The following is a 24,120-nucleotide window of genomic DNA, read 5'->3' as shown; positions in this document are numbered from 1 at the left end:
CGGACCACGGTACGGGCGCCCGCCGCCCGTTGGGGACCGGCCACGCGGCCGGACCCGAAGGTCACACGTGCACCATTGTCACCCGAAAGTGGATCAGCCCTGACCGGCGTCCAGGATGTCCACCACGAACACCAGCGTCGCGCCGGGCGGGATGTCGCCCTGGCCCTTGTCGCCGTAGCCCAGCGAGGCGGGGATCACCAGCTCGACCCGGCTGCCGACGGTCTGGCCCTCCAGGCCCTGGTCCCAGCCCTGGATGACCTGGCCGCCGCCGACCGGGAAGGTGAACGCCTGGCCCTTGCTGAGCGAGGAGTCGAACACCTTGCCGCTGGAGAACAGCGCGCCGGTGTACTGGACGACGACCTTCTCGCCCTTCTCCACCTTCGGCCCGGTGCCCTTGATCAGGACGTGCGACTTCAGCTCGGTCGGGTCCTTCGCCCCGGCGACCGGGGTGATCTCGGCCGGCTTCTTGCCGTTGTCCTTGACCTGCGGGAAGTCCGCGGGCGGCGGGGTGACGGTACCGCTCACCACGGCGTCGGGCGCGTTGGCGTTGCGGATGTCGATCACGAAGACCAGGTCGTCCTTGGGCCCGATCGACATGTCGGCCTTGCCCTGGGCGCCGAACGCGGCGGCCGGCGGGGCCACCACCAGCAGCCGGCTGCCGGCCTTCTTGCCGATCACGGCCTGGTCCAGCGCCGGGATCAGCGAGTCGGTCCCGGCCTGGAAGATCTGCGGCTTCCCGTTGGCGTCGTACGAGCTCGGGATGTCCTTACCGGTGTTCCAGTCCTTGGCGGTGTAGTCCACCGAGGCCCAGGAGTTCTTCTCCACCTTGGCGCCGGTGCCCTCGGTGAGCACCTTGACCACGAAGGAGCCGTCGGAAGCCTCGCCCGGGATCTGGATGTCGGCCTTCTTGCCGAAGTCGCCGGCGACCGTCGGCAGCACCTTGGCGCTGTCCTTGATCGGCGGCACCGGGTCGGCGGTCGGCGTGGGCGGCGCGCTCTTGGCCGCGTCCGGCTTGGCCGCGGCGCTGTCCTTGGAGCCGTCCTTGTTCACCATGTACAGCGTGACGCCGCTGCCGACCAGCAGCAGGGCGATCACCGTGCCGAGGATCACGCCCAGCTTGCCGACGCCGGGCGGGTTCTCGTCGTACCCGGCCTCCGACGTGTCGGACTTGCGCACGTTGGAGGCGAAGATCTGCGGGGCGTCGTCCGTCTTGGTCCCGCCCGCGGCGCGCGGCGCCTCGCCGGGCTGCGCCCAGCCCGCCTGCTGCGCCAGGATCGCCGGGGGGACGACGATCGACTCGCGGTCCCCGCCAACCGGACCGCCGGGACGAGAGGCGGCCGGGTCACCCGCGGAGCTGTCGTTCGCCGCGGTGCCGGCCCCGCCCGGGCTCGGCGTCTTCTCAGTCATGACTCCCCATCCATCTCGCCACGAGGTCTTCCAGGTCTGCGCCCGGCGTGGGCACGCCGGCCTGCCGTCGCACCGCCCGCCCCGGACCTCGGCGCCGGGCGGCGCCTGCCACAGTGCGTGGGCAGTATGACAGCTCAGGATGAGGGCGGACGCTTCGTTGTACGAGCGTCCGCCCAAGCGTACGGAATCCCCCCGGTGACTTCCTAGACCGCTTCGAGAATGTCGATCACGAAGACCAGGGTCGAGTTCGCCGGAACCGAGCCCTGCGCCTTGTCCTGGTAGCCGAGCGCCGGCGGCACCACCAGCAGGACCCGGCTGCCGACGTTCTGCCCGACCAGGCCCTTGTCCCAGCCCTCGATCACGCTGCCGGTGCCGATCTGCACCGCCTGCGCGCCGCCGTGCGTCCAGGAGGCGTCGAACTGCTGGCCGTTGGCCCAGAGCACCCCGGTGTACTGCACCACCAGGGTCTGCCCACTCTTGACCTGCTTGCCCTCGCCCTTGATCAGCACCGCCTGCTGGAGGTCGGTGGGCGCGGCCTGCCCGGTCGGGATCGTGATCGTGGCCGGCGCCTTGCCGTTGTCCTTGACCTGCGGCATCGTCGCGGCCGGCTCGGCCATCGCCCCGGTCAGCGTGGAGTCCGGCGGCAGGCTCTCCATGATGTCCAGCACGAACACCACGGTGTCGCCCTTGTTGACGCCCAGCTGGGTGGAGCCCTGCTCGCCGAAGGCCGCCGCCGGCGGGGCGACCACCAGCAGCCGGCTGCCCACCTTCTTGCCGATCACGCTCTGGTCCAGCGCCGGCACCAGCTGCCCGCTGCCGGCCTGGTAGAGCTGCGGCTTGCCGTTGGCGTCGTACGAGCTGGGCAGGTCCTTGGCGGTGGTCCAGTCCCTGGCGGTGTAGTTGACCGTCACCCAGTCGCCCTTGTTGACGGTCGCCCGGTCGCCCTCGCTGACCGTGTTCACCACGAACTGGCCGCCGGGCTGCTGGCCCTCGGGGATGGTGATGGTGGCCTTGCTGCCGAACCCGCCACCCGAAAGAGTGGGCATCGGTGACGCCTCGCCGACCGGCGCGGGCACCGTCGGGGCGGCGCTCGCCGCGGACGGCGTCACCGGGCCCGCCGCCTTGGGCGAGCTGCTGCAGGCGACCGCGAGCAGCAACGGCAGGGTGAGAAGCAAACCGGCGGTGCGGCGCACGGTGGTCCTAACTGTCGGTCGAAGTCGGCTCTCCTGACTCGACGGACAGCGTATGCCCGGCACGCGTCCGGCCCCGGTAGACACCACCGGGGCCGGACGCCGCCTTGATCACACAGCCGGGGGCTACATCCCCGCGATCAGCTTCTCCACCCGCTCGTCCACCGAACGGAACGGGTCCTTGCACAGCACCGTGCGCTGCGCCTGGTCGTTCAGCTTCAGGTGCACCCAGTCGACCGTGAAGTCCCGGCGCTGCTCCTGGGCCCGCCGGATGAAGTCCCCGCGCAGCCGGGCCCGGGTGGTCTGCGGCGGGATCGACTTGGCCTCGAAGGTCTTGAGGTCGGTGGTCACCCGCTGCGCCTGGCCCTTGCCCTGGAGCAGGTAGAACAGGCCGCGGCGGCGGTGGATGTCGTGGTACGCGAGGTCGATCTGCGCCACCCGCGGGTTGGACATGCTCATCTGGTGCTTCTCGCGGTAGCGCTCGATGAGCTTGTACTTCATGATCCAGTCGATCTCCTGGGCGACCCCGTCCAGCCGCTCGCTGCGGACGGCCTCCAGGGTGCGGCCCCACAGGTCGAGGACCCGGGCGACGGTGCCGGTGTTGATGCCCTTGCGGTCCGCGAACTCCAGGGCCTTGGTGTAGTACTCCTCCTGGATGTCCAGCGCGCTGGCCTCCCGGCCGTTGGCGAGCCGCACCTGGTGGGTGCCGGTGAGGTCGTGGCTGACCTCGCGGATCGCCCGGATCGGGTTCTCCAGGGTGAGGTCGCGCATCACCACGCCGGCCTCGATCATCCGCAGCACCAGGTCGGTGGAGCCGACCTTGAGCAGCGTCGTGGTCTCCGACATGTTGGAGTCGCCGACGATCACGTGCAGCCGGCGGTAGCGCTCGGCGTCCGCGTGCGGCTCGTCCCGGGTGTTGATGATCGGGCGCGAGCGGGTGGTGGCGGAGCTGACGCCCTCCCAGATGTGCTCGGCCCGCTGGCTGACGCAGAACACCGCGCCGCGCGGGGTCTGGAGCACCTTGCCCGCGCCGCAGATCAGCTGCCGGGTGACCAGGAACGGGATCAGCACGTCGGCCAGCCGGGAGAACTCCCCGTGCCGGGCCACGCAGTAGTTCTCGTGGCAGCCGTAGGAGTTCCCGGCCGAGTCGGTGTTGTTCTTGAAGAGGTAGACGTCCCCGGCAATGCCCTCCTCGTGCAGCCGGCGCTCGGCGTCCACCAGGAGCCCCTCGAGGATGCGCTCACCGGCCTTGTCGTGCGTCACCAGCTCGACGACGTCGTCGCACTCGGGGGTGGCGTACTCGGGGTGGGAGCCGACGTCGAGGTAGAGGCGGGCGCCGTTGCGCAGGAAGACGTTGCTGCTGCGGCCCCAGGAGACGACCCGGCGGAACAGGTACCGCGCCACCTCGTCCGGGGACAGCCGTCGCTGCCCGCGGAACGTGCAGGTCACGCCGTACTCGTTCTCCAGCCCGAAAATCCGGCGGTCCATGAGCACTCCATTCTCTGTCGGAGCTGTCCGAAACCGCCTCCACGACGACTGGGCCGCCGCAGGGGCACCGGAGTCCCGGACGACGGCGGCGGGGCCGCCGTCCGGGACTCCACAGGCACTGCTACACCGGCGTGCCGTCCGCCGGGTTGTCCTCGTCGTCCGCTTCCGCGGACTGGTCCCCGTCGAGCAGCCGGCCCAGCTGGTTGCCCAGGATCCGCTTGAACTTGCGCTGCTGGAACCGCTGGCGGTCGAGGACCGCCACCTCCAGCTGCTCCGGCGTGAGGCCGCGCGGGCTGCCGCCGTTGGGGTCGCGGGCGAGCGAGTCCACGGCGAGCTTCACCGCCTCGGTGAGGCCGATGCCGGCGCGGTGGCGCTGGCCCAGGTAGTTGCCGATCGAGTCGGCGTTGCCGCCGACCACCACGTAGTTCTTCTCGTCCACGACCGAACCGTCCGGCGTGAGCCGGTAGATCTGGTCGTTGTCAGGGGTGCGGCCGACCTCGGCCACGATCAGCTCGACCTCGTACGGCTTCTCGCCGACCGAGGAGAAGATGGTGCCCAGGGTCTGGGCGTACACGTTGGCCAGGCCGCGGGCCGTGACGTCGGCCCGGTCGTAGGAGTAGCCGCGCAGGTCGGCGTAGCGGACGCCGCCGATGCGCAGGTTCTCGAACTCGTTGTAGCGGCCGACCGCCGCGAAGGCGATCTTGTCGTAGATCTCGGAGACCTTGTGGAGCGCCCTGGAGGTGTTCTCCGCGACGAAGACGATGCCGTCGGCGTAGGTGAGCACGACCACGCTGCGGCCGCGCGCGATGCCCTTGCGGGCGTACTCCGCGCGGTCCGCCATGGCCTGCTGGGGCGAGACGTAGAACGGTGTCGACACCGGCGGTCGTCCCCTTTCCTGTGAGGTGATGGCTAGATCAGCGGGGCCTGCGGGCCGTTGGGCCGGTCCAGGCGCTCGTCGGTGATGGCGACGACGATCTCCGTCACCTCCGCGTCGGTGAGCCGGCGGAAGCCGTCCTCGGTGATCAGCGAGACGATCGGGAAGATCTTCCGGGCGAGGTCCGGGCCGCCGGTGGCGGAGTCGTCGTCCGCCGCGTCGTACAGGGCCTGGACGACCAGGGTGGCGGCCTGGTCGGCCGTCAGGCCGTCGCGGTAGAGCTTCTTCAGCGAGCCGCGGGCGAAGACCGAGCCCGAGCCGGTGGCGGCGAAGCCGCGCTCCTCGGACCGCCCGCCGGTGACGTCGTAGTTGAAGATCCGGCCGCGGCCGAGGTCCAGGTCGTAGCCGGCGAACAGCGGCACCACCGCGAGGCCCTGCATCGCCATGCCCAGGTTGCCCCGGATCATGGTGGTGAGCCGGTTGGCCTTGCCCTCCAGGGAGAGGGTGGCGCCCTCGATCTTCTCGTAGTGCTCCAGCTCCAGCTGGAACAGCCGGACCATCTCGACCGCGAGGCCGGCGGTGCCGGCGATGCCGACCGCGCTGTACTCGTCGGCCGGGAAGACCTTCTCCATGTCCCGCTGGGCGATCACGTTGCCCATCGTCGCCCGGCGGTCACCCGCGATCACGACGCCGCCGTCGAAGATCGCGGCCACGAGCGTGGTCCCGTGCGGGGCCTCGACCACGACGCCCTCGGGGAGCCCCCGGAGCCCGGGGACCATCTCCGGCTTGTGCTCGGCGAGGAAGTCGAGGAACGAGGACGACCCCGGGGTCAGGAAGGCAGCCGGTAGACGCCCGGTGCCACGAGTGTTGGCTTCCACACGATTCCTTCCAGGTAGCTTGAAGCGCGCGCTGCCCGCACCCTACCCGCCCGACGATCACTGTCCACGGGTGGAGGGGCCGGTGCCGGACGGCCGGGCGGTGTTCGCCGCCCGGCCGCCCCGATCGGTCGCGACCGTGAATTCGGAATGCCCGGACCGGGCTATTGCCCGCCCTTCTGGACGAATCCGCGAACGAAATCCTCGGCATTCGACTCGAGGACCTCGTCGATTTCGTCCAGAACCGCGTCGACGTCGTCGCTCAGCTTTTCCTGGCGCTCCTTGAGGTCCTCGGAATTCTGGCTTTCCGCGGCCTGCTCCTCGACCTCCTCGGAGGAGCGGTTCGCCCGCTGCTGGCCGCCGCCGGTGTCCTTGCTCGCCATTTCCCTCACCCCGCTCGATTCGTCTGGCACGGTTGGGTCGTTGCTTGCTGCACCGACCCTATACACAAGGTGCGACTGCCGCTCCCGGTTTGCCGGTGGCGCTTCCTGTCCAACACCCGCTGCCACCCCGGATGATTCCCATTCGGCGGACGTTCACCCATGGTGATCGAAAAGTTACCCGCCGGACAGCACCCGGAGCAGGTCCTCGGCCGTGCGGCAGCGGTCCAGCAGCTCCTTGACGTGGTTGCGGGTCCCGCGCAGCGGTTCCAGGGTGGGCACGCGCTGCAGCGAGTCCCGGCCGGGCAGGTCGAAGATCACCGAGTCCCAGGAGGCCGCCGCGACGTGCTCCGCGTACTGCTCCAGGCAGCGCCCGCGGAAGTACGCCCGGGTGTCGTCCGGCGGCTTGGAGACGGCCCGCTCGACCTCGCCCTCGGTGAGCAGCCGCTCGAACCGCCCGCGAGCCACCAGGCGGTTGTAGAGGCCCTTCTCGGGCCGTACGTCGCTGTACTGGAGGTCGACCAGGTGCAGCCGCGGGTTCTCCCACTCCAGGGCGTCCCGGCTGCGGTAGCCCTCCAGGATCTCCCGCTTGGCGACCCAGTCCAGCTGCCGGGACAGCGACATCGGGTCGCGCTCCAGCCGGCCGAGGACGTCCTCCCAGCGGGTCAGCACGTCCACCGTCTGCTCGTCCGCGTCGGTGCCGAAGCGGTCCTCGACGTACTTGCGGGCCAGCTCGAAGTACTCGAGCTGGAGCTGGACGGCGGTGAGCTTGCGCCCGTTGCGCAGGGTGATCAGGTGCTTGAGCGTCGGGTCGTGGGAGACCCGGTGCAGGGTGCGCACCGGCTGGTCGACGGCGAGGTCGGCGGCGATGAACGAGTCCTCGATCATCGACAGCACCAGCGCGGTGGTGCCCAGCTTGAGGTAGGTGGAGATCTCGGAGAGGTTGGCGTCGCCGATGATCACGTGCAGCCGGCGGTACTTCTCGGCGTCGGCGTGGGGTTCGTCCCGGGTGTTGATGATCGGGCGCTTGAGCGTCGTCTCCAGGCCCACCTCGACCTCGAAGTAGTCCGCCCGCTGGCTGAGCTGGAAGCCGTGCGCCGAGCCGTCCTGGCCGATGCCGACCCGGCCGGCGCCGGCGACCACCTGGCGGGAGACGAAGAACGGGGTGAGGTGGCGGACGATGTCGGCGAACGGTGTCGCCCGCTTCATCAGGTAGTTCTCGTGGGTGCCGTAGGAGGCGCCCTTGTTGTCGGTGTTGTTCTTGTACAGGTGGATGGTCTGCCCGTTGGGCAGTTCCAGCGCGCGCTGCGCGGCGGCGGCCATGATCCGCTCGCCGGCCTTGTCCCAGAGCACGGCGTCGCGCGGGTTGGTCACCTCGGGCGAGCTGTACTCGGGGTGCGCGTGGTCCACGTAGAACCGGGCCCCGTTGGTGAGGATGACGTTGGCGAGGCCGATGTCCTCGTCGGTCAGCTGGCTGGCGTCCGCGACCTCGCGGGCCAGGTCGAACCCCCGTGCGTCGCGCAGCGGATTCTCCTCCTCGAAGTCCCAGCGGGCCCGCCGTGCCCGGTGCATCGCCGCCGCGTACGCGTTGACGATCTGGGACGAGGTGAGCATGGCGTTGGCGTTGGGGTGCCCGGGCACGGAGATCCCGTACTCCGTCTCGATGCCCATCACGCGCCGTACGGTCATGCGGCCCTCCTTGCCCGGTGCACCGCCCCCGACGGGCGGAGCACTCTGACGTACCGCCGAACAACACCGGTGCCGGGCCTCTGCCCGCGCACGGTGGGTCGAGCCTAGAACCCGGCGCCGAACGGCGGGCCCGGAGACGCGCCGTCCGGCTGCGGGGCCGCGAGGCGCCACAGCCGGACGGTGTGCGTACAGCTCCGGGGACCGCTGCCGGCCCGGACAACCGCGTGCTTACAGGTACTGCCCCGTGTTGGCGACAGTGTCGATCGAGCGGCCGGACTCGGCGCCCTGCTTGCCGGTGACCAGCGTGCGGATGAAGACGATCCGCTCGCCCTTCTTGCCGGAGATGCGGGCCCAGTCGTCCGGGTTGGTGGTGTTCGGAAGGTCCTCGTTCTCCTTGAACTCGTCGACGCAGGCGGCGAGCAGGTGGGAGACGCGCAGGCCCCGCTGACCGTGGTCGAGGAAGTCCTTGATGGCCATCTTCTTCGCGCGGTCGACGATGTTCTGGATCATCGCGCCGGAGTTGAAGTCCTTGAAGTACAGGACCTCCTTGTCACCGTTGGCGTAGGTGACCTCCAGGAAGCGGTTCTCCTCGGTCTCGGAGTACATCCGCTCCACCACCGACTGGATCATCGCGACCACCGTGGCCTCGACGGAGCCCTCGTGCTCCTTGAGGTCGTCCGGGTGGAACGGCAGCGAGTCCTTGAGGTACTTGGAGAAGATGTCCTTCGCGGCCTCGGCGTCCGGGCGCTCGATCTTGATCTTGACGTCCAGGCGGCCGGGCCGCAGGATCGCCGGGTCGATCATGTCCTCGCGGTTCGAGGCGCCGATGACGATGACGTTCTCCAGGCCCTCCACGCCGTCGATCTCGGCGAGCAGCTGCGGGACGATGGTGTTCTCCACGTCCGAGCTGACGCCGGAACCGCGGGTGCGGAACAGCGACTCCATCTCGTCGAAGAAGACGATGACGGGCGTGCCCTCGCCCGCCTTCTCCCGGGCCCGCTGGAACACCAGGCGGATCTGCCGCTCGGTCTCGCCCACGTACTTGTTGAGCAGCTCGGGGCCCTTGATGTTGAGGAAGTAGCTCTTCCCCTGGGGGCGTCCGGTGACCTCGGCCACCTTCTTCGCCAGCGAGTTGGCGACCGCCTTGGCGATCAGCGTCTTGCCGCAGCCGGGCGGGCCGTAGAGCAGCACGCCCTTGGGCGGGCGCAGCTCGTACTCCTTGAAGAGGTCGGCGTGCAGGTACGGCAGCTCGACCGCGTCGCGGATCAGCTCGATCTGGTTGCTCAGGCCGCCGATCTGGCGGTAGTCGATGTCCGGGACCTCCTCGAGGACCAACTCCTCGACCTCGGACTTCGGGACGACCTCGAAGACGTAGCCGGAGCGGGGCTCCAGCAGCAGGGCGTCCCCGGACCGGATGGTCAGCCCGCGCAGCGGTTCGGCGAGGCGCACCACCCGCTCCTCGTCGGTGTGCCCCAGCACCAGGGCGCGCTCGCCGTCCTCCAGGAGCTCCTTGAGGGTGACGATCTCGCCGATGTTCTCGAAGGCCATCGCGTCCACGATGTTGAGGGCCTCGTTGAGCATCACTTCCTGGCCGCGCCGCACCTCGTCGAGGGCGACGCTCGGGCTGACGTTCACGCGGAGCTTGCGCCCGCCGGTGAAGATGTCCGCGGTGCCGTCCTCGTTCGCGTCGAGGAAGGTGCCGAAGCCGGCCGGGGGCTGTGCCAGCCGGTCCACTTCCTCCTTGAGGGCCACGATCTGGTCGCGGGCCTCTCGCAGGGTGGAGGCGAGCCGTTCGTTCTGGGCGGTCACGCCCGCCAGGTTGGTCTGGAGCTCGACGATCCGCTCTTCGAGGATCCTCGAATTGCGCGGCGAGTCGGCGAGCTTGCGGCGCAGCACGGCGATTTCCTGCTCAAGGTACGAGACCTGAGCGGCCTCGTCGGAACCACGAGCGGGCCTGCCGGTGCTGCGGTTGTAGTCGTCATCGTGGGCTGCCACGGTCCTCACCTCCTCCGGGGAGCTGGACGCTTCCAGACCCTACCTGGGACCAGGGGTCCGTAAACCCCTAGATCAAGAAAGATGGAACGGGCGTGTCCGATCTTCGCCCCAGCGTGCTTCCCCTCTGCTAAGGGGGATACCCACCGCGCACCACCCAAAGCGGGCCAGATGTATCGTCGAGCGAAGTGATATCCGATCGCGACCACAAGTCGAGGTCCGATCGTTGTACGAATGGCGGGATTGCTCCAGGAATAGGGGCGACCCGGGACAGAAACGGCAGGGGACCATGTCGGTGACCGAGCAGACGGCGGCGGCCGAGGCGCTGGAGGTGTGGATCGACCAGGATCTGTGCACCGGTGACGGCATCTGCGTGCAGTACGCGCCCGAGGTCTTCGAGCTCGACATCGACGGGCTGGCCTACGTGAAGGGGCCGGACGACGAGCTGCGCCAGCAGCCCGGGGAGAGTGCCCCGGTGCCGCTGACGATCCTTCAGGACGTGGTGGACTCGGCGAAGGAGTGCCCCGGCGACTGCATCCACGTGCGCCGGGTCGCCGACCGGGTCGAGGTGTACGGGCCGGACGCGGAGTAGAACGGGCCGGGCTCAGGCCTGGTGGAGCGGGGCGGCGGTCTGGGAGCGTTCCCAGCCGCCGCTCCGCTGCGTCCAGGTGAGGTCGAGCGAGATGTCGGGCCGGAACCGCGGCACGTCCTCGCTCGAATACCCCTGCGCGTGGCCGGTGATGGCGCCGTCCGAACGCACCGCGATCCGGCTCACGGTGAGGTTCTCGCGCTCGGGGAGCAGGGTGGCCACCACCTCGGGGCGCCCGCCCGGGCCGAAGCCGAGCAGGTAGACGGCGTCCGGCGGGGTGCCGGTCTCGGCGGCGCAGTGCGCGGCGACCACCGTGCCGGGGCGCCCGTCGCCGAGCCGGGCCGGCACGCTGAGCGCCGTCTTGACCGGGAACGGGCCGCAGTCCAGCGGGAGTTGGGCCCGGGCCGGGTCGGGGGCGGCGCTCGCGACGAGGGCCTGGGGGGTGCCGTGCGCGGGCACCGGGGTGCCGGTCGCCGGGGAGGCCGCGAGCGCGGCCGCCACCACCGCGCCGCAGCCGGCCAGGGCGACGGCCCAGTGCCAGGGGACGGTGCGCGCGTGCCCGGGCCCGGAACGGCCCCGCGGTGTCTGCTGTCCAACCGTCGCCGTCGTCCCGACCGCGGTCTCCACCAGGCGTCCCCTCCAGCGCTCCAAGAGCCAAGGCGTGAGCCAGCATCGTCCCACACCGTGATCGGCGGAATGCGAAAGGGGTGGTACGAGCGGTGTGCTCGTACCACCCCTTGTCGGTGGGTTCGGGGCTCAGCCCAGGTCGGGCTGGTCCGCCTCCGTGGCCTGGGCGGCCTTGCGGGCGGCGGCGCGCTCCTGGAGGGTGGGCTCGGGCGTCCCGTTGTCGTAGTCCTCGCCGTACGCGCCCTTGGCCGGACGGCGGCGGCGCAGCGGCGGCTCGACGCCGTCCGCCAGGCGGCGGGCGGTGAGCAGGAAGCCGGTGTGGCCGATCATCCGGTGGTCCGGGCGGACCGCCAGGCCCTCCAGGTGCCAGGTGCGGACCATGGTCTCCCAGGCCTGCGGCTCGGTGAAGGTGCCGTGGTCGCGCAGCGCCTCGACGGTCTTCGACATCTGCGTGGTGGTGGCCACGTAGCAGCAGATGAGGCCGCCGGGGACGAGCGCCTTGGAGGCGACGTCCAGGCACTCCCAGGGCGCCAGCATGTCGAGGATGACGCGGTCGACGTCGGTCTCGACCAGGTTGTCCTGGAGGTCGCCGACGGTGAGCTTCCACGCCGGGTGCGGGCCGCCGAAGTAGCGCTCGACGTTGCCCTGGGCGATGTCGGCGAAGTCCTGCCGGCGCTCGTAGGAGGCCAGCATGCCGGTGTCGCCGACGGCGCGCAGCAGGTAGGTGGAGAGCGCGCCGGAGCCGACGCCGGCCTCGACGACGCGGGCGCCGGCGAAGATGTCGGCCATCGCCAGGATCTGCCCCGCGTCCTTGGGGTAGATCACGGCGGCGCCGCGCGGCATGGACAGGACGTAGTCGGGGAGCAGGGGGCGCAGCGCGAGGTACGGGACGTTCCCCGTGGTGCGCACGACCGTGCCTTCGGGGGCGCCGATCAGCTCGTCGTGCGGGAACGCACCCTTGTGGGTGTGGAACTGGTTCCCGGCCTGGAGCGTGAACGTGTAGTGGCGACCCTTGGGGTCGGTCAGCTGGACCTGGTCCCCGACCTGGAAGGGCCCGCGTCGGCGGGCGGCACCGGTCGGTTCGGACATGCGGACAATCCTAAGGGAAGCGGAGCCTTCCGCCTTACCACCATGATCAGCGGCCGGAGACGGCGGCGGTCAGCCGCTGCTCGATGTCGCTGAGCGCGGCCACGCCGTACACCCGGCCGTCCGGCTCGACCACCAGGTACTCCCCCGCCGGGGTGGCCTGGACGGCCCGCAGCAGGTCCTCGCCGCCGAGGTCGGCGTCCAGCCGCAGCCCGGGTTCGAGGTCGCGGGCGAGCGGGCCGACGGCCACCCAGGGGCGGCGGTGCTCGGGCACCGAGCGGACGGCGGACTCCCGGACGAGGGCGATCGGCTCGCCCCGGCCGTCCACCACGATCACCGCGCCAGCCCCGGCCTCGCGGGCGCGGCGCAGCGCCTCGCCGAGCGGGGTGTCGGCGGTGACCTCGACGGCCCGCCGGGCCAGCTCGCGCAGCCGCAGGGAGGGCAGCACCTCCTTGAGCCGGGCGTTGCGCAGGCTGCCGGTGGCGCCGTTCCAGATGATCGCGGCGAGCACCGCGGCCAGCACCGCGTCCACCAGGGTGTCGGTGGTGGTGCGCTCGACCCCGCGGGCGGCGCTCAGCAGCGGCAGGCCGATCAGCACGGCGACGGCCAGCCCGCGGCCGACCCAGGCGGCGGCCACCGTGCCGGTCATCGGCCGGCCGGTGATCGCCCAGACGACCGCGCGCAGCATCCGGCCGCCGTCCAGCGGCAGGCCGGGCAGCAGGTTGAAGGCGGCGACCACCAGGTTGGAGACCATCAGGCCGGTGAGCAGCACCCCGGGCACGGTGGACAGCTCCACCGCCCGCACCCCGAGGTAGAACACGCCGCCGAGCAGCAGCGAGAGCAGCGGGCCGACGAAGGCCAGCCAGAACTCCCGCCAGGGGCTCTCCGCCTCGTTCTCGATCTCGGAGACCCCGCCGAAGAACTGGAGCTGGATCCGCCGCACCCCGAGCTTGTACCGCAGTGCCACCAGCGTGTGGGCGAGCTCGTGCACCAGGACGGAGGCGTAGAAGGCGACCGCGAAGAAGAACGCAACCAGGTAGCGGGCGCCGCCGAGGTCGGGCAGCACGTCGCCCAGCTGCCCGCCGAACACCCAGGTGATCAGCGCGGCGATGACGAACCAGGAGGGGGTGACGTAGATGGGCACGCCGAAGGGCCGGCCCATCAGGATTCCGCCGCGGCGCTCGGGCGGCGGCGCGGCCGGGCGCCCGTCGCCCGCCTGCGGTGGCCGTTCGGAGGGCTGCTGCCCCCTGCTGTCGCTCACCGTGATCCCTTCGGTCGTCTCCCCCGTCGTGCCCGGTGCGCCCACGCTACGTGATCGCGGCCCCCCGGCGCTGCGCGGCCCTCCTTCTGCCTTCATACCCACTCACCGGCGGCTGTGGCAGCACCGTGGCAGCGGGATGACAGCAAAGGGCAATAGGGTCGTAGCCATGCAGCACACCCAGACCAGCAGTGCCGCCGGGCGCCCGGCGGCACCCCCGACCGGGCTCTCCCCGTCCCGAGCGGGGGACTTCCTCACCTGTCCCCTGCTGTACCGGCTGCGGGTGATCGACCGGCTGCCCGAGCCGCCGAGCTCGGCGGCGACCCGGGGCACGCTGGTGCACGCGGTGCTGGAGCGGCTGTTCGACAGCCCGGCGGCCGAGCGGACCCCGGACCGGGCGCTGGGCCTGCTGCGCCCGCAGTGGGAGCGGCTGCTGGGCGAGCGCCCGGAGCTGGGCTCGCTGTTCCCGGACGACCCGGACGGTGCGGCGCTCACCCGCTGGCTGGCGGACGCCGAGAAGCTGGTCGGCCAGTGGTTCCGGCTGGAGGACCCGACCCGGCTGCACCCGGTGGAGCGGGAGCTCTACGTGGAGACGGCCCTGGACTCGGGGCTGCTGCTGCGCGGCTACATCGACCGGGTGGACGTCGCCCCGACCGGCGAGGTCCGGCTGGTGGACTACAAGACCGGCCGGGCGCCCTCGCGGGACTTCGAGGGCAAGGCGATGTTCCAGATGAAGTTCTACGCCCTGGTGGTGTGGCGCTGGAAGGGCGTGCTCCCCAAGCGCCTCCAGCTGGTCTACCTCGGCGGGGGCGGGGACGTGGTCAGCTACGACCCGGACGAGGCGGACCTGCTCGCGGTGGAGCGCAAGCTCCGGGCGCTGTGGGAGCGGATCGGCCACGCGGTGGCCACCGGGGACTTCCCGGCGACCCGCAACCGCCTCTGCGACTGGTGCGACCACCAGGCCAGCTGCCCGGAGTTCGGCGGCACCCCGCCGCCGTACCCGCTGCCGCTGGCCCGTACGTCGGATGAAAGCGATCCCACGGGGGATCCGATGAGCAAGGAGTCCTAGGTGACGATCCGAGTGCTGCTGGTCGACGACCAGCCGCTGCTGCGCACCGGTTTCCGGATGATTCTGGAGGCCGAGTCCGACCTGGTGGTGGTCGGCGAGGCCGGCGACGGCCAGCAGGCGCTGGACCAGGTGCGGGCGCTGCAGCCCGACGTGGTGCTGATGGACATCCGGATGCCCAGGATGGACGGCGTCGAGGCGACCCGCCGGATCGCCGGCCCGGGGCGCGACGGCCCGGCCAAGGTGCTGGTGCTGACCACCTTCGACCTGGACGAGTACGTGGTGGAGGCGCTGCGCGCGGGCGCCAGCGGCTTCCTGCTGAAGGACGTCCCGGCCGAGGAGCTGGTGCAGGCGATCCGGGTGGTCGCGGACGGCGCGGCGATGCTGGCGCCGAGCATCACCCGCCGGCTGCTGGACATGTACGCCACCAAGCTGCCCTCGGGCGACGAGGCGCCGCCGCAGGCGCTGGGCGCGCTGACCGAGCGTGAGCTGGAGGTGCTGAAGCTGGTGGCGCGCGGGCTGTCGAACGCGGAGATCGCGGCCGAGCTGTTCGTCAGCGAGACCACCGTGAAGACCCACGTGGGCCATGTGCTGACCAAGCTCCAGCTGCGCGACCGGGTGCAGGCGGCGGTGTACGCCTACGAGAGCGGGCTGGTGCGCCCGGGCGCCCTGTAGCGGGCCGGTAGCGGCCCCAGGGCGGCAGAAACGTCACGGCGGCCCGTCCGCTCCCCCGTACCGACGGGGAAGCGGGCGGGCCGCCGTCCTGCGGGCGCTACTTGTTGGTCCGGCTGATCTCCCAGAAGCGGAAGTAGCCGGTGGTGTCGACGGTGGACTCGACGCCGGTGACGTACGAGCGGGCCGCGAAGAAGGACTTGTTCTGGTACAGCGGGATCAGCGGCACGTTCTCGGCCTCGATCTGCTGTATCTGCGCGTAGGTGCCGGCCGCGGCGCTGCGGTCGGTCTGCTTGAGGCCCTCCGGCACCAGCCGGCCGCTGATCCGCGGGTCGTCCCAACCGTGGTGGTACGCACCGCCGTTGATCAGCAGCGGGGCGAGGTAGTTGTCCGGGTCCGGGTAGTCGGCGAACCAACCGATGATGTACGCCTGGTACTTGCTCTCGGCCCAGCCCTTGCGGTACGAGTCCCAGTCCGGCTCCTGGGCGAGCGTCACCTGGAACAGGCCGCCGGTCTCCAGCTGCTTCTTCAGCGTCTCGGCCTCGTTGCTGCCGGCCCGCGAACGGGACCAGGTCAGCGTGAACTTGACCGGGGTCTGGACCTTGGCGTCGGCCAGGATCTTCTTGGCCTTGTTCACGTCCTGGTCGCCGTAGCGGTCGAAGAAGGCCGTGGTGTGGCCGGGCAGGCCGGCCGGGACCATGGAGTAGAGCGCCTGGACGGTGCGGGCGAAGACGTCGCGGGCCAGCGCCTTGCGGTCCATCATCTGGGCGACGGCCTGGCGGACCGCGACGTTGCTCATCAGCGGGTCCTTGGTGTTGAGGACCAGCGAACGGGTGTCGTTGCTGTCGCCCTCGGTCACCTGGAGGTCGGCCTTGCCGCCCTGCTGGTCGGAGCGGACCTGGGCGGCGGTGTTCGGCTCCAGGCTGTTGTCGGTGAGGTCGATCTCGCTCTTGTCCAGCGCGGTCTTCAGGTCCTCGGCCTTGTCGAAGTACCGCACGGTGAACTTGCCGTTCCGGAGCTTGGCCTCGCCGCCGTACTTGTCGTTGGCCGACAGCACGACCTTGCCCAGCTGCTTGCCGCCGTTCAGGTTCTCGACCGAGTCGATGCGGTACGGGCCGGAGCCGATCAGCTTGTCGTTGGGGACGACCTTGTCGGCGGGGTAGACCTGGTGGTCCACGATGGCGCCGGCCGGGCTCGCCAGCTTGGCCGGCAGGGTGGCGTCGGGCGCGGAGAGGTGGAAGAGCACCTCGTTGTCGCCCTTGGCCTCGACGGACTTGATCGAGTCCAGCAGTTCGACCGGGCCGTTCTGGTCGTTGATCTTCTTGGTGCGCTCGATCGAGAAGACCACGTCCTGGGCCGTCATCGGGTGCCCGTTGGAGAACTTCAGACCGGGCTTCAGGGTGCAGTGGTACTCGGTGGCCTCGGCGCTGGTGAACTCGCAGGACTGCGCGGCGTCCGGGGAGGGCGCGCTGGCGGCGGCCTGGAAGGTGAGCAGCGACTGGAAGGTGTTGCGCAGCAGCAGCCAGGAGCCGGAGTCGTAGGCGGCGGCCGGGTCCAGGACACCGGTCAGCTGGCTGGTGCCCATGGTGATGGACTTGCCGCTGTCCCCCTTGACCACGTCGGTCACCGATCCGCAGCCCGCCACCGACACGGCGACCAGGCCGGCGCAACCGAGTACTGCCAGGCGTTCAGCTGAAGTCTTCACGAGGCGCGTCCTTCTGGGTGGCACGAACTGGAGTAGCGTGCCATATCGAACACGCACGACCGGTACCCGTGCAGATGACGTTTGGGACACGGTCGTTGAGGGCATCACCGCGCGCCCGACGAGTTGTCAGCCAATGACCGTTTTCTCCCCCGGCAGCGCCGGTCCGGGGGCTCGCCGGGCCTCGTACCGGCGAGTAGAGCCGTCTCGCAATGAGACGACAATCACACCCGCGAGGCGACCAGGGAGCGCAGCAGGTCGAGGTCGACCTGCTCCAGCGAGGACACCACCAGCCGCCCCGGAGCCGGCTCGACCGGCGCCACCGAGGGCACCGCGATCACCGGGCAGCCGGCCGCCTCGCCCGCCCGCACCCCGGTCGGGGTGTCCTCGACGACCACGCAGCGGGCCGGCTCCGCGCCCAGCCGCCGGGCCGCCTCCAGGTACGGGTCCGGGAACGGCTTGGTGCGCGGCACCTCGTCCCCGCCGATGCTGAAGGCGAAGTGGTGGGCGCCCAGCGAGCGCAGCACGATGTCGATCACGTGCCGGTGCGAGGCGGACACCAGGGCGGCCGGGATGCCGTGCGCGGCAAGGGTGTTGAGCAGCCGCTCGGCGCCCGGCATGAGCGGCACGCCGCCCGCCAGCAGGTCGACGAAGCGCTGGTTGACCAGCACGCCGAGGTCCGCCGGCGCGATGTCCGCCCCGGTCCGGGCGACCAGGTACTCCATCACCCTGGCCATCGGACCGCCGACCACGTGGGCGCGGTCCGCCTCGTCCAGCTCGTGGCCCAGCTCGGCGAAGAGCGAGGCCTCGGCCTGCCACCAGAAGTCCTCGGTGTCCACCAGCGTCCCGTCCATGTCCAGCAGCACCGCCTGGAGCCCGCGGTCGTCCCCGTGGTCGAGGATGCGCGTGGCAGTGGGGCTGGTGGTCATGGCGGGGGTCCTTCCGGCAGGCCCGGGCGGCCCCGGGGAAGGCACGGGCCGGCCCGCAGGTGAGCGGACCGGCCCGTTCAGGATCATCAAGGATACGCCCGCTTCGTCCGGAAAGAGCGAATGCGGCGGGAACCGGGGGTTACCGGGCGTTGAAGTACTTCGCCTCCGGGTGGTGGATCACGATCGCGTCGGTGGACTGCTCCGGGTGGAGCTGGAACTCCTCGGAGAGCACCACGCCGATCCGCTCCGGCTTCAGCAGCTCGGCGATCTTGGCCCGGTCCTCCAGCTCGGGGCAGGCCCCGTAGCCGAGCGAGAAGCGGGCGCCGCGGTACTTGAGCGCGAACATGTCCTTGACGTCCTGCGGGTCCTCGCCGGAGAAGCCCAGCTCGTAGCGGACCCGCGCGTGCCAGAACTCGGCCAGCGCCTCGGCCAGCTGCACCGAGAGGCCGTGCAGCTCCAGGTAGTCCCGGTAGGAGTTCTCGGCGAACAGCTCGTTGGCCGCCTCGGAGATCCGGTTGCCCATGGTGACCACCTGGAGGCCCACCACGTCCCGCACCCCGGACTCCTCCGGGCGGAAGAAGTCGGCCAGGCAGAGCCGGCGCCCGCGCCGCTGGCGCGGGAAGGTGAAGCGGGTGCGCTCGGTGCCGTCCTCGTGGAAGACGATCAGGTCGTCGCCCTTGGAATTGGCCGGGTAGTAGCCGTAGACCACGGCGGCCTCCAGCCAGCCCTCGGTCTGCAGGCGGTCCAGCCAGGCCCGCAGCCGCGGCCGGCCCTCGGTCTCCACCAGCTCCTCGTAGGACGGCCCGTCGCCGGCCCGGGAGGCCTTCAGGCCCCACTGGCCCTTGAACAGCGCGTCCTCGTCCAGCCAGGAGGCGTAGTCCGCGAACGGGATGCCCTTGACGATCCGGTCGCCCCAGAACGGCGGGACGGGCACGGCGTTGTCGACGGCGACGTCGGAGCGGATCTGGCCGAGGTTGACCTCGGGCTCCGGCTCCTCCACCTCGACCCGGGCGTGCCGGCGCTGCTTGAGCTCCGGCAGGGCCGCGCCGGGCACGCCGCGCTTGACCGCGATCAGCGCGTCCATCAGCCGCAGGCCCTCGAAGGCGTCCCGGGCGTAGCGGACCTCGCCCTCGTAGATCTCGTGCAGGTCCTGCTCGACGTAGGCCCGGGTGAGCGCGGCGCCCCCGAGGATCACCGGGAAGCTCGCGGCCAGCTTGCGCTGGTTCAGCTCCTCCAGGTTCTCCTTCATGATCACGGTGGACTTCACCAGCAGGCCGGACATCCCGATGACGTCCGCGTTGTGCTCCTGCGCGGCGTCCAGGATCGCCGAGACCGGCTGCTTGATGCCCAGGTTGACCACGTTGTAGCCGTTGTTGGACAGGATGATGTCGACCAGGTTCTTGCCGATGTCGTGGACGTCGCCCTTGACGGTGGCCAGCACGATGGTGCCCTTGCCCTCGCTGTCGGACTTCTCCATGTGCGGCTCCAGGTGGGCCACCGCGGTCTTCATCACCTCGGCGGACTGGAGCACGAACGGCAGCTGCATCTGGCCGGAGCCGAAGAGCTCGCCGACCACCTTCATGCCGGACAGCAGGGTGTCGTTGATGATCTCCAGCGCGGGCCGACCGGCCAGCGCCTCGTCCAGGTCGGCCTCCAGGCCCTTGCGCTCGCCGTCGATGATCCGGCGCTGGAGGCGCTCGTCCAGCGGCAGCGCGGCCAGCTCCTCCGCCTTGGACGCCTTGACCGAGGCCGAGGAGACGCCGTCGAACAGCTCCAGCAGGTGCTGCAGCGGGTCGTAGCCGTCCCGGCGGCGGTCGTAGACCAGGTCGAGGGCGGCCTCGCGCTGGTCCTCGGGGATCCGGGAGATCGGCAGGATCTTGGAGGCGTGCACGATCGCCGAGTCCAGGCCGGCCTCCACGCACTCGTGCAGGAAGACCGAGTTCAGCACCACCCGGGCGGCCGGGTTGAGGCCGAAGGAGATGTTGGACAGGCCCAGCGTGGTCTGCACGGCCGGGCGGCGGCGCTTGAGCTCGCGGATCGCCTCGATGGTCTCGATGCCGTCCCGGCGGGACTCCTCCTGGCCGGTGGCCAGGGTGAAGGTGAGGCAGTCGACCAGGATGGAGCCCTCGTCGACGCCGTAGTCGGCGGTGAGCTCGGCGATCAGCCGCTCGGCGATCTCGACCTTCTTGTCGGCGGTGCGGGCCTGGCCCTCCTCGTCGATGGTCAGCGCGATCAGGCCGGCGCCGTGCTCGCGGGCCAGCGAGGCGATCCGGCCGAAGCGCGAGTCCGGGGCGTTGCCGTCCTCGTAGTTGACCGAGTTGAGCACCGCGCGGCCGCCGAGCGCCTCCAGGCCGGCCCGCAGCACCTGCGGCTCGGTGGAGTCCAGCACGATCGGCAGGGTGGAGGCGGTGGCCAGCCGGCCGGCGATCTCCTTCATGTCGGCGACGCCGTCGCGGCCGACGTAGTCCACGCAGAGGTCCAGCAGGTGGGAGCCGTCCCGGATCTGGTCGCGGGCGATCTCCACGCAGGCCTGCCAGTCGCCGGCCAGCATCGACTCGCGGAACTTCTTCGAGCCGTTGGCGTTGGTGCGCTCGCCGATCGCCAGGTACGAGGTGTCCTGGCGGAACGGCACGGCCTGGTACAGCGAGGCCGCCGAGGGCTCGGGGCGGGGGTCGCGCGGGGCGATCGGGCGGCCCTGGACCCGCTCGACCACCTGGCGCAGGTGCTCGGGGGTGGTGCCGCAGCAGCCGCCGACCAGCGAGAGGCCGTACTCGCGGGTGAACACGTCGTGGGCGTCGGCCAGTTCGGCCGGGGAGAGCGGGTAGTGGGCGCCGTCCTTGCCGAGCACCGGCAGGCCCGCGTTCGGCATGCAGGACAGGCCGATCCGGGCGTTCTTGGCCAGGTAGCGCAGGTGCTCGCTCATCTCGGCCGGGCCGGTGGCGCAGTTGAGGCCGATGTAGTCGACGCCCAGCGGCTCCAGCGCGGTGAGCGCGGCGCCGATCTCCGAGCCGAGCAGCATGGTGCCGGTGGTCTCCACCGTCACCTGCACCAGCACCGGCAGGTCCAGGCCGGCCTCGGCCAGGGCCCGCTTGGAGCCCAGGATGGCTGCCTTGGTCTGCAGCAGGTCCTGGCTGGTCTCGACCAGCAGCGCGTCGGCGCCGCCGGCGATCAGGCCGGCCGCGTTCTGCTGGAACCCGTCGCGCAGCGTCTCGTACGGGGCGTGGCCGAGCGTCGGCAGCTTGGTGCCGGGGCCGATCGAGCCGAGCACCCAGCGGGTGCGGCCGTCGGCGGCGGCGTGGGCGTCGGCCGCCTCGCGGGCGATCCGGGCGCCGGACTCGGACAGCTCGAAGATCCGCTCGGCGATCTCGTACTCGCCGAGGGCGCTGAAGTTGGCGCCGAAGGTGTTGGTCTCCACGCAGTCCACGCCGACCCCGAAGTAGGCCTCGTGGACGGACCGGACGATGTCCGGGCGGGTGATGTTGAGGACCTCGTTGCAGCCTTCGAGGTTCTGGAAGTCCTCCAGCGTCGGGTCCTGCGCCTGGAGCATGGTGCCCATGGCACCGTCGGCGACCACCACCCGGGTGGCGAGCGCTTCACGCAGCGCGTTCGCACGGTTCTGCTGAGTGATGGACGGGGTGGCTGCTGTGGCCATGGGCTTCTCCCTGGTGCGACGGCTGTCGGCTTTGCGGACCCGCTTGCTCGGGCCCGCACGTGGCCAGGGTATCCGGCCCACGGGTCGGCCCGCCGTTCCATTCCGTATCCTGAGCGTTCGACCGCAAGGGGGGAGCAAGCGCGTGGCCCGATTCGGGACCTCCGCGCAGCGAGCCGGTCGGGCCCTGACGGCCCCGTTCCGCGTGCTGCGCGACCGCTGGCGGGCGTGGTCGTGGTGGCGCCGGTCACTGCTGGCCCTGGTGCTGGCGGCGGCCGTGCCGGCCACCGCGCTGGGCTCGGTGTTCGTACTGTTCCGGCTGCACTACACCGGCGAGCCCGCCGCCGACGCCCGCACCCGGGGCCGGGACGCGCTCTGGCTCGGCCACGCCTGGGTGGACGGCCGCAGGACCGAGGCCGACGTGGCCGCGCTCGGCCGGCTACTGGCCGGCACCGGCATCCGGGACCTCTACGTGCACACCGGCCCGCTGGAGCACGACGGCTCGCTGCCGCCCGCCGTCCACCCCCGGGGCCGCTGGTTCACCGACACCGTGCACCGGGAGCTGCCCGGCGTACGGCTGCAGGGCTGGCTGGGCGACGAGGTCAAGCCGGAGAAGGACGCCCTGGACCTGGAGGACGGCCCGACCCGGGACCGGGTCACCGCCTCCGCCCGCCAGGTGCTGGACCTCGGCTTCGACGGGGTGCACTTCGACATGGAGCCGATCCGCCCCGGTTCGGCGGGCTGGCTGGCCCTGCTCGACCAGGTCCGCCCGGTCACCGCGGGGCGCGGCGCCAAACTGTCGGTGGCGGCCCCGCAGATCGACCCGGTCCCCGGCCTGCACACGGCCGGCATCCTGCTCACCGACCACGGCAAGTGGTGGGACCAGGCGTACTTCACCGAGACCGCCCGCCGGGTCGACCAGATCGCGGTGATGAGCTATGACACCTCGATGCCCACCGAGCCGCTGTACGGCGGCTACGTCGCCCGGCAGACCGAACTCGCCCTGCGGGCCACCCCGGCCGACGTGGACCTGCTGATGGGCCTGCCGTTCTTCTGGGACGACAAGTGGGGGCACTGGGGCGACGCCGAGACCGTCCGGGCCGCCGTCCGGGGCGTCCGGCTGGGCCTGGGCCGGGAGGACCGGCGGCGGGCCGGCTTCGGCGTCGCGCTGTACGTGGACTTCGCCGCGCTGCCCGAGCACTGGACGGCGTACCGCGACGGCTGGGTGGACCCGGAGTAGCGCGCCCGGCGGGCCCGTGCGCCGGGCGGCGGCGGGCACAGCGCGTCGCCGGTCGAACACGCTCCGCCCCTGGTGAACGCCTGACGGACCGTCAGCTCCGGCGCCGCCGATATCCGGTGGATCCCGGCGGTCCGCTCCCCCAGACTGTCCCGGTGCCCGGCCGCGGTGCGCATCAAAGCCCGTAGGCTGGGCAGGTAGGGACCATGGAGCGAGGCGTTCCATGGGAGACGAGAGGTTCGACAGTCGGCAGCCGGCCCGTCGGCGCCCCGGCAGGCCAGCCGGGGCGGCGCAGGTCCGACCGCCGACCGGAGGGAGACGCTGGGTGATCGAGCTGGAAGATGTTCCCGAGTTGATCGACCCGGTGATGGTCTGCGCCTTCGAGGGCTGGAACGACGCGGGCGACGCCGCCTCCGCGGCTCTGGCACACCTCGACGAGACCTGGAACGGCAAGGTGTTCGCCGCGCTGGACGCGGAGGACTACTACGACTTCCAGGTCAACCGGCCCACGGTCTGGCTGGACGGCGGCATCCGCCGGATCACCTGGCCGACCACCCGGCTCTCGGTGATCCGGGTGACGGAGCCGACGACCAGGGACGTCGTGCTGGTCCGCGGCATCGAGCCGAGCATGCGCTGGCGCTCGTTCTGCAACGAGCTGCTGGGCTTCGCCCACGAGCTGGGCGTCGAGCTGGTGGTGATCCTGGGCGCCCTGCTCGGGGACACCCCGCACAGCCGCCCGGTGCCCGTCAGCGGGGTCACCTCCGACCCGGACCTGGCCCGCCGGCTGGACCTGGAGGAGAGCCGCTACGAGGGCCCCACCGGCATCGTCGGGGTGCTCCAGGAGGCCTGCACCCACGCCGGGGTGCCGGCCGTGACGCTGTGGGCCGCGGTGCCGCACTACGTCTCGCAGCCGCCGAACCCGAAGGCCACCCTGGCCCTGGTCAACAAGCTCGAGGACCTGCTGGACCTGCGCATCCCGCCGGGCGAGCTCGCCGAGGACGCCCGGGCCTGGCAGCTCGGCGTGGACCAGCTGGCCGCCGAGGACAGCGAGGTGGCCGAGTACGTCCAGCAGCTGGAGGAGGCGCAGGACACCGCGGAGCTGCCGGAGGCCTCCGGCGACGCCATCGCCCGCGAGTTCGAGCGCTACCTGCGCCGCCGGGAGAACGTCGGGCCGACCGGCGAGAAGCCGGTGGCCGGGCACGCCACGGCGGAGCGGCCGGCCGATCCGGAGGCGCCGGGCGGCGCCCGGGAGAGCCAGGACGGCGCCGAGGACGAGTAGCCCGGACCGCAGACGCCGAAGGGGCGTCGGGACCGCGGGCGGTTTCTGGTGGTCGTCGCAACACGTGGTCGGTTGTCTAGGCCGCGATGAGTTTATGCAGACGCTCGGCTGGGGTTTCCCAGCCGAGCGTC

At 71.3% G+C, this 24,120-nt stretch carries 19 protein-coding genes and 1 pseudogene; 5 read left to right on the top strand and 15 right to left on the bottom strand.

Going from position 1 to position 24,120, the window contains the following annotated elements; all coding sequences use genetic code 11:
* Positions 1-93: 93 nt before the first annotated feature.
* From ACFVXH_RS38180 to arc, 9 genes and pseudogenes are all read right to left on the bottom strand, one after another.
* Complete coding sequence (locus ACFVXH_RS38180; RefSeq protein WP_049652002.1) at positions 94-1,407, bottom strand: FKBP-type peptidyl-prolyl cis-trans isomerase; 1,314 nt, start codon at positions 1,405-1,407, stop codon at positions 94-96.
* A gap of 203 nt (positions 1,408-1,610) precedes the next feature.
* Positions 1,611-2,600, bottom strand: a complete 990-nt coding sequence (locus ACFVXH_RS38175; RefSeq protein ID WP_074002320.1) for an FKBP-type peptidyl-prolyl cis-trans isomerase — start codon at positions 2,598-2,600, stop codon at positions 1,611-1,613.
* A gap of 123 nt (positions 2,601-2,723) precedes the next feature.
* Positions 2,724-4,085: a Pup--protein ligase gene (pafA, locus tag ACFVXH_RS38170; protein ID WP_049652001.1), complete on the bottom strand. Its 1,362-nt coding sequence runs from the start codon at positions 4,083-4,085 to the stop codon at positions 2,724-2,726.
* A 121-nt stretch (positions 4,086-4,206) separates the two neighbouring features.
* Positions 4,207-4,962, bottom strand: a complete 756-nt coding sequence (gene prcA, locus ACFVXH_RS38165) for a proteasome subunit alpha (RefSeq protein ID WP_049652000.1) — start codon at positions 4,960-4,962, stop codon at positions 4,207-4,209.
* 32 nt (positions 4,963-4,994) lie between these two features.
* Positions 4,995-5,792 carry a proteasome subunit beta gene (gene prcB, locus ACFVXH_RS38160; RefSeq protein ID WP_369808298.1) on the bottom strand — a complete coding sequence of 266 codons (798 nt, stop codon included), beginning with the start codon at positions 5,790-5,792 and terminating at the stop codon, positions 4,995-4,997.
* Positions 5,789-5,866, bottom strand: a pseudogene (locus ACFVXH_RS38155) (recombination endonuclease VII); the annotation flags it as partial. The pseudogene ACFVXH_RS38155 and the gene prcB, both read right to left, overlap by 4 nt.
* 132 nt (positions 5,867-5,998) lie before the next feature.
* On the bottom strand, positions 5,999-6,217 hold the full coding sequence (locus ACFVXH_RS38150; protein ID WP_049652012.1) for a ubiquitin-like protein Pup: 219 nt from the start codon (positions 6,215-6,217) through the stop codon (positions 5,999-6,001).
* Positions 6,218-6,391: 174 nt separating this feature from the next.
* The gene (gene dop, locus ACFVXH_RS38145) at positions 6,392-7,903 is read right to left on the bottom strand and encodes a depupylase/deamidase Dop (RefSeq protein WP_387830748.1); all 1,512 of its coding nucleotides are present in this window, start codon (positions 7,901-7,903) and stop codon (positions 6,392-6,394) included.
* 228 nt (positions 7,904-8,131) lie between these two features.
* On the bottom strand, positions 8,132-9,898 hold the full coding sequence (gene arc, locus ACFVXH_RS38140) for a proteasome ATPase (protein ID WP_049651997.1): 1,767 nt from the start codon (positions 9,896-9,898) through the stop codon (positions 8,132-8,134).
* A gap of 286 nt (positions 9,899-10,184) precedes the next feature.
* Between arc and ACFVXH_RS38135 the strand changes: the two genes are divergently transcribed.
* Entirely contained in the window at positions 10,185-10,487 is a 303-nt protein-coding gene (locus ACFVXH_RS38135) for a ferredoxin (RefSeq protein ID WP_049651996.1), read from the top strand.
* Between the two features lie 12 nt (positions 10,488-10,499).
* Here ACFVXH_RS38135 and ACFVXH_RS38130 read toward each other — a convergent pair whose 3' ends face one another.
* From ACFVXH_RS38130 to ACFVXH_RS38120, 3 genes are all read right to left on the bottom strand, one after another.
* On the bottom strand, positions 10,500-11,111 hold the full coding sequence (locus tag ACFVXH_RS38130; RefSeq protein WP_387830745.1) for a hypothetical protein: 612 nt from the start codon (positions 11,109-11,111) through the stop codon (positions 10,500-10,502).
* A 129-nt stretch (positions 11,112-11,240) separates the two neighbouring features.
* Entirely contained in the window at positions 11,241-12,200 is a 960-nt protein-coding gene (locus ACFVXH_RS38125; protein ID WP_049650977.1) for a tRNA (adenine-N1)-methyltransferase, read from the bottom strand.
* A gap of 46 nt (positions 12,201-12,246) precedes the next feature.
* On the bottom strand, positions 12,247-13,458 hold the full coding sequence (locus ACFVXH_RS38120) for a site-2 protease family protein (protein WP_074002318.1): 1,212 nt from the start codon (positions 13,456-13,458) through the stop codon (positions 12,247-12,249).
* A 166-nt stretch (positions 13,459-13,624) separates the two neighbouring features.
* On the opposite strand from ACFVXH_RS38120, the gene ACFVXH_RS38115 reads away from it, so the two are divergent.
* Both ACFVXH_RS38115 and ACFVXH_RS38110 read left to right on the top strand, forming a co-directional pair.
* Positions 13,625-14,524 (top strand): RecB family exonuclease, encoded by a 900-nt coding sequence (locus tag ACFVXH_RS38115; RefSeq protein ID WP_049650979.1) that lies wholly within the window; start codon positions 13,625-13,627, stop codon positions 14,522-14,524.
* Positions 14,525-15,196, top strand: coding sequence for a response regulator transcription factor (locus ACFVXH_RS38110; protein ID WP_049650980.1), 672 nt, complete (start codon positions 14,525-14,527; stop codon positions 15,194-15,196). It abuts the gene before it with no gap.
* A gap of 97 nt (positions 15,197-15,293) precedes the next feature.
* Here the strand turns inward: ACFVXH_RS38110 and ACFVXH_RS38105 are convergent, their stop codons facing one another.
* The 3 genes from ACFVXH_RS38105 to metH form a co-directional block, all read right to left on the bottom strand.
* Positions 15,294-16,898 carry an ABC transporter substrate-binding protein gene (locus ACFVXH_RS38105; protein WP_387830742.1) on the bottom strand — a complete coding sequence of 535 codons (1,605 nt, stop codon included), beginning with the start codon at positions 16,896-16,898 and terminating at the stop codon, positions 15,294-15,296.
* A gap of 221 nt (positions 16,899-17,119) precedes the next feature.
* Positions 17,120-17,824, bottom strand: coding sequence for an HAD family phosphatase (locus ACFVXH_RS38100; RefSeq protein ID WP_049650982.1), 705 nt, complete (start codon positions 17,822-17,824; stop codon positions 17,120-17,122).
* A gap of 139 nt (positions 17,825-17,963) precedes the next feature.
* Positions 17,964-21,476, bottom strand: a complete 3,513-nt coding sequence (gene metH / locus ACFVXH_RS38095; protein WP_049650983.1) for a methionine synthase — start codon at positions 21,474-21,476, stop codon at positions 17,964-17,966.
* 142 nt (positions 21,477-21,618) lie between these two features.
* On the opposite strand from metH, the gene ACFVXH_RS38090 reads away from it, so the two are divergent.
* Entirely contained in the window at positions 21,619-22,713 is a 1,095-nt protein-coding gene (locus tag ACFVXH_RS38090; RefSeq protein ID WP_387830740.1) for a hypothetical protein, read from the top strand.
* A 322-nt stretch (positions 22,714-23,035) separates the two neighbouring features.
* Positions 23,036-23,989: a PAC2 family protein gene (locus ACFVXH_RS38085; RefSeq protein WP_049650984.1), complete on the top strand. Its 954-nt coding sequence runs from the start codon at positions 23,036-23,038 to the stop codon at positions 23,987-23,989.
* Positions 23,990-24,120: the final 131 nt, after the last annotated feature.

Source organism: Kitasatospora sp. NPDC058184, from assembly GCF_042883725.1.
Classification (GTDB): Bacteria; Actinomycetota; Actinomycetes; order Streptomycetales; family Streptomycetaceae; genus Kitasatospora.
This window is presented reverse-complemented; position numbering and strand designations above follow the sequence as displayed.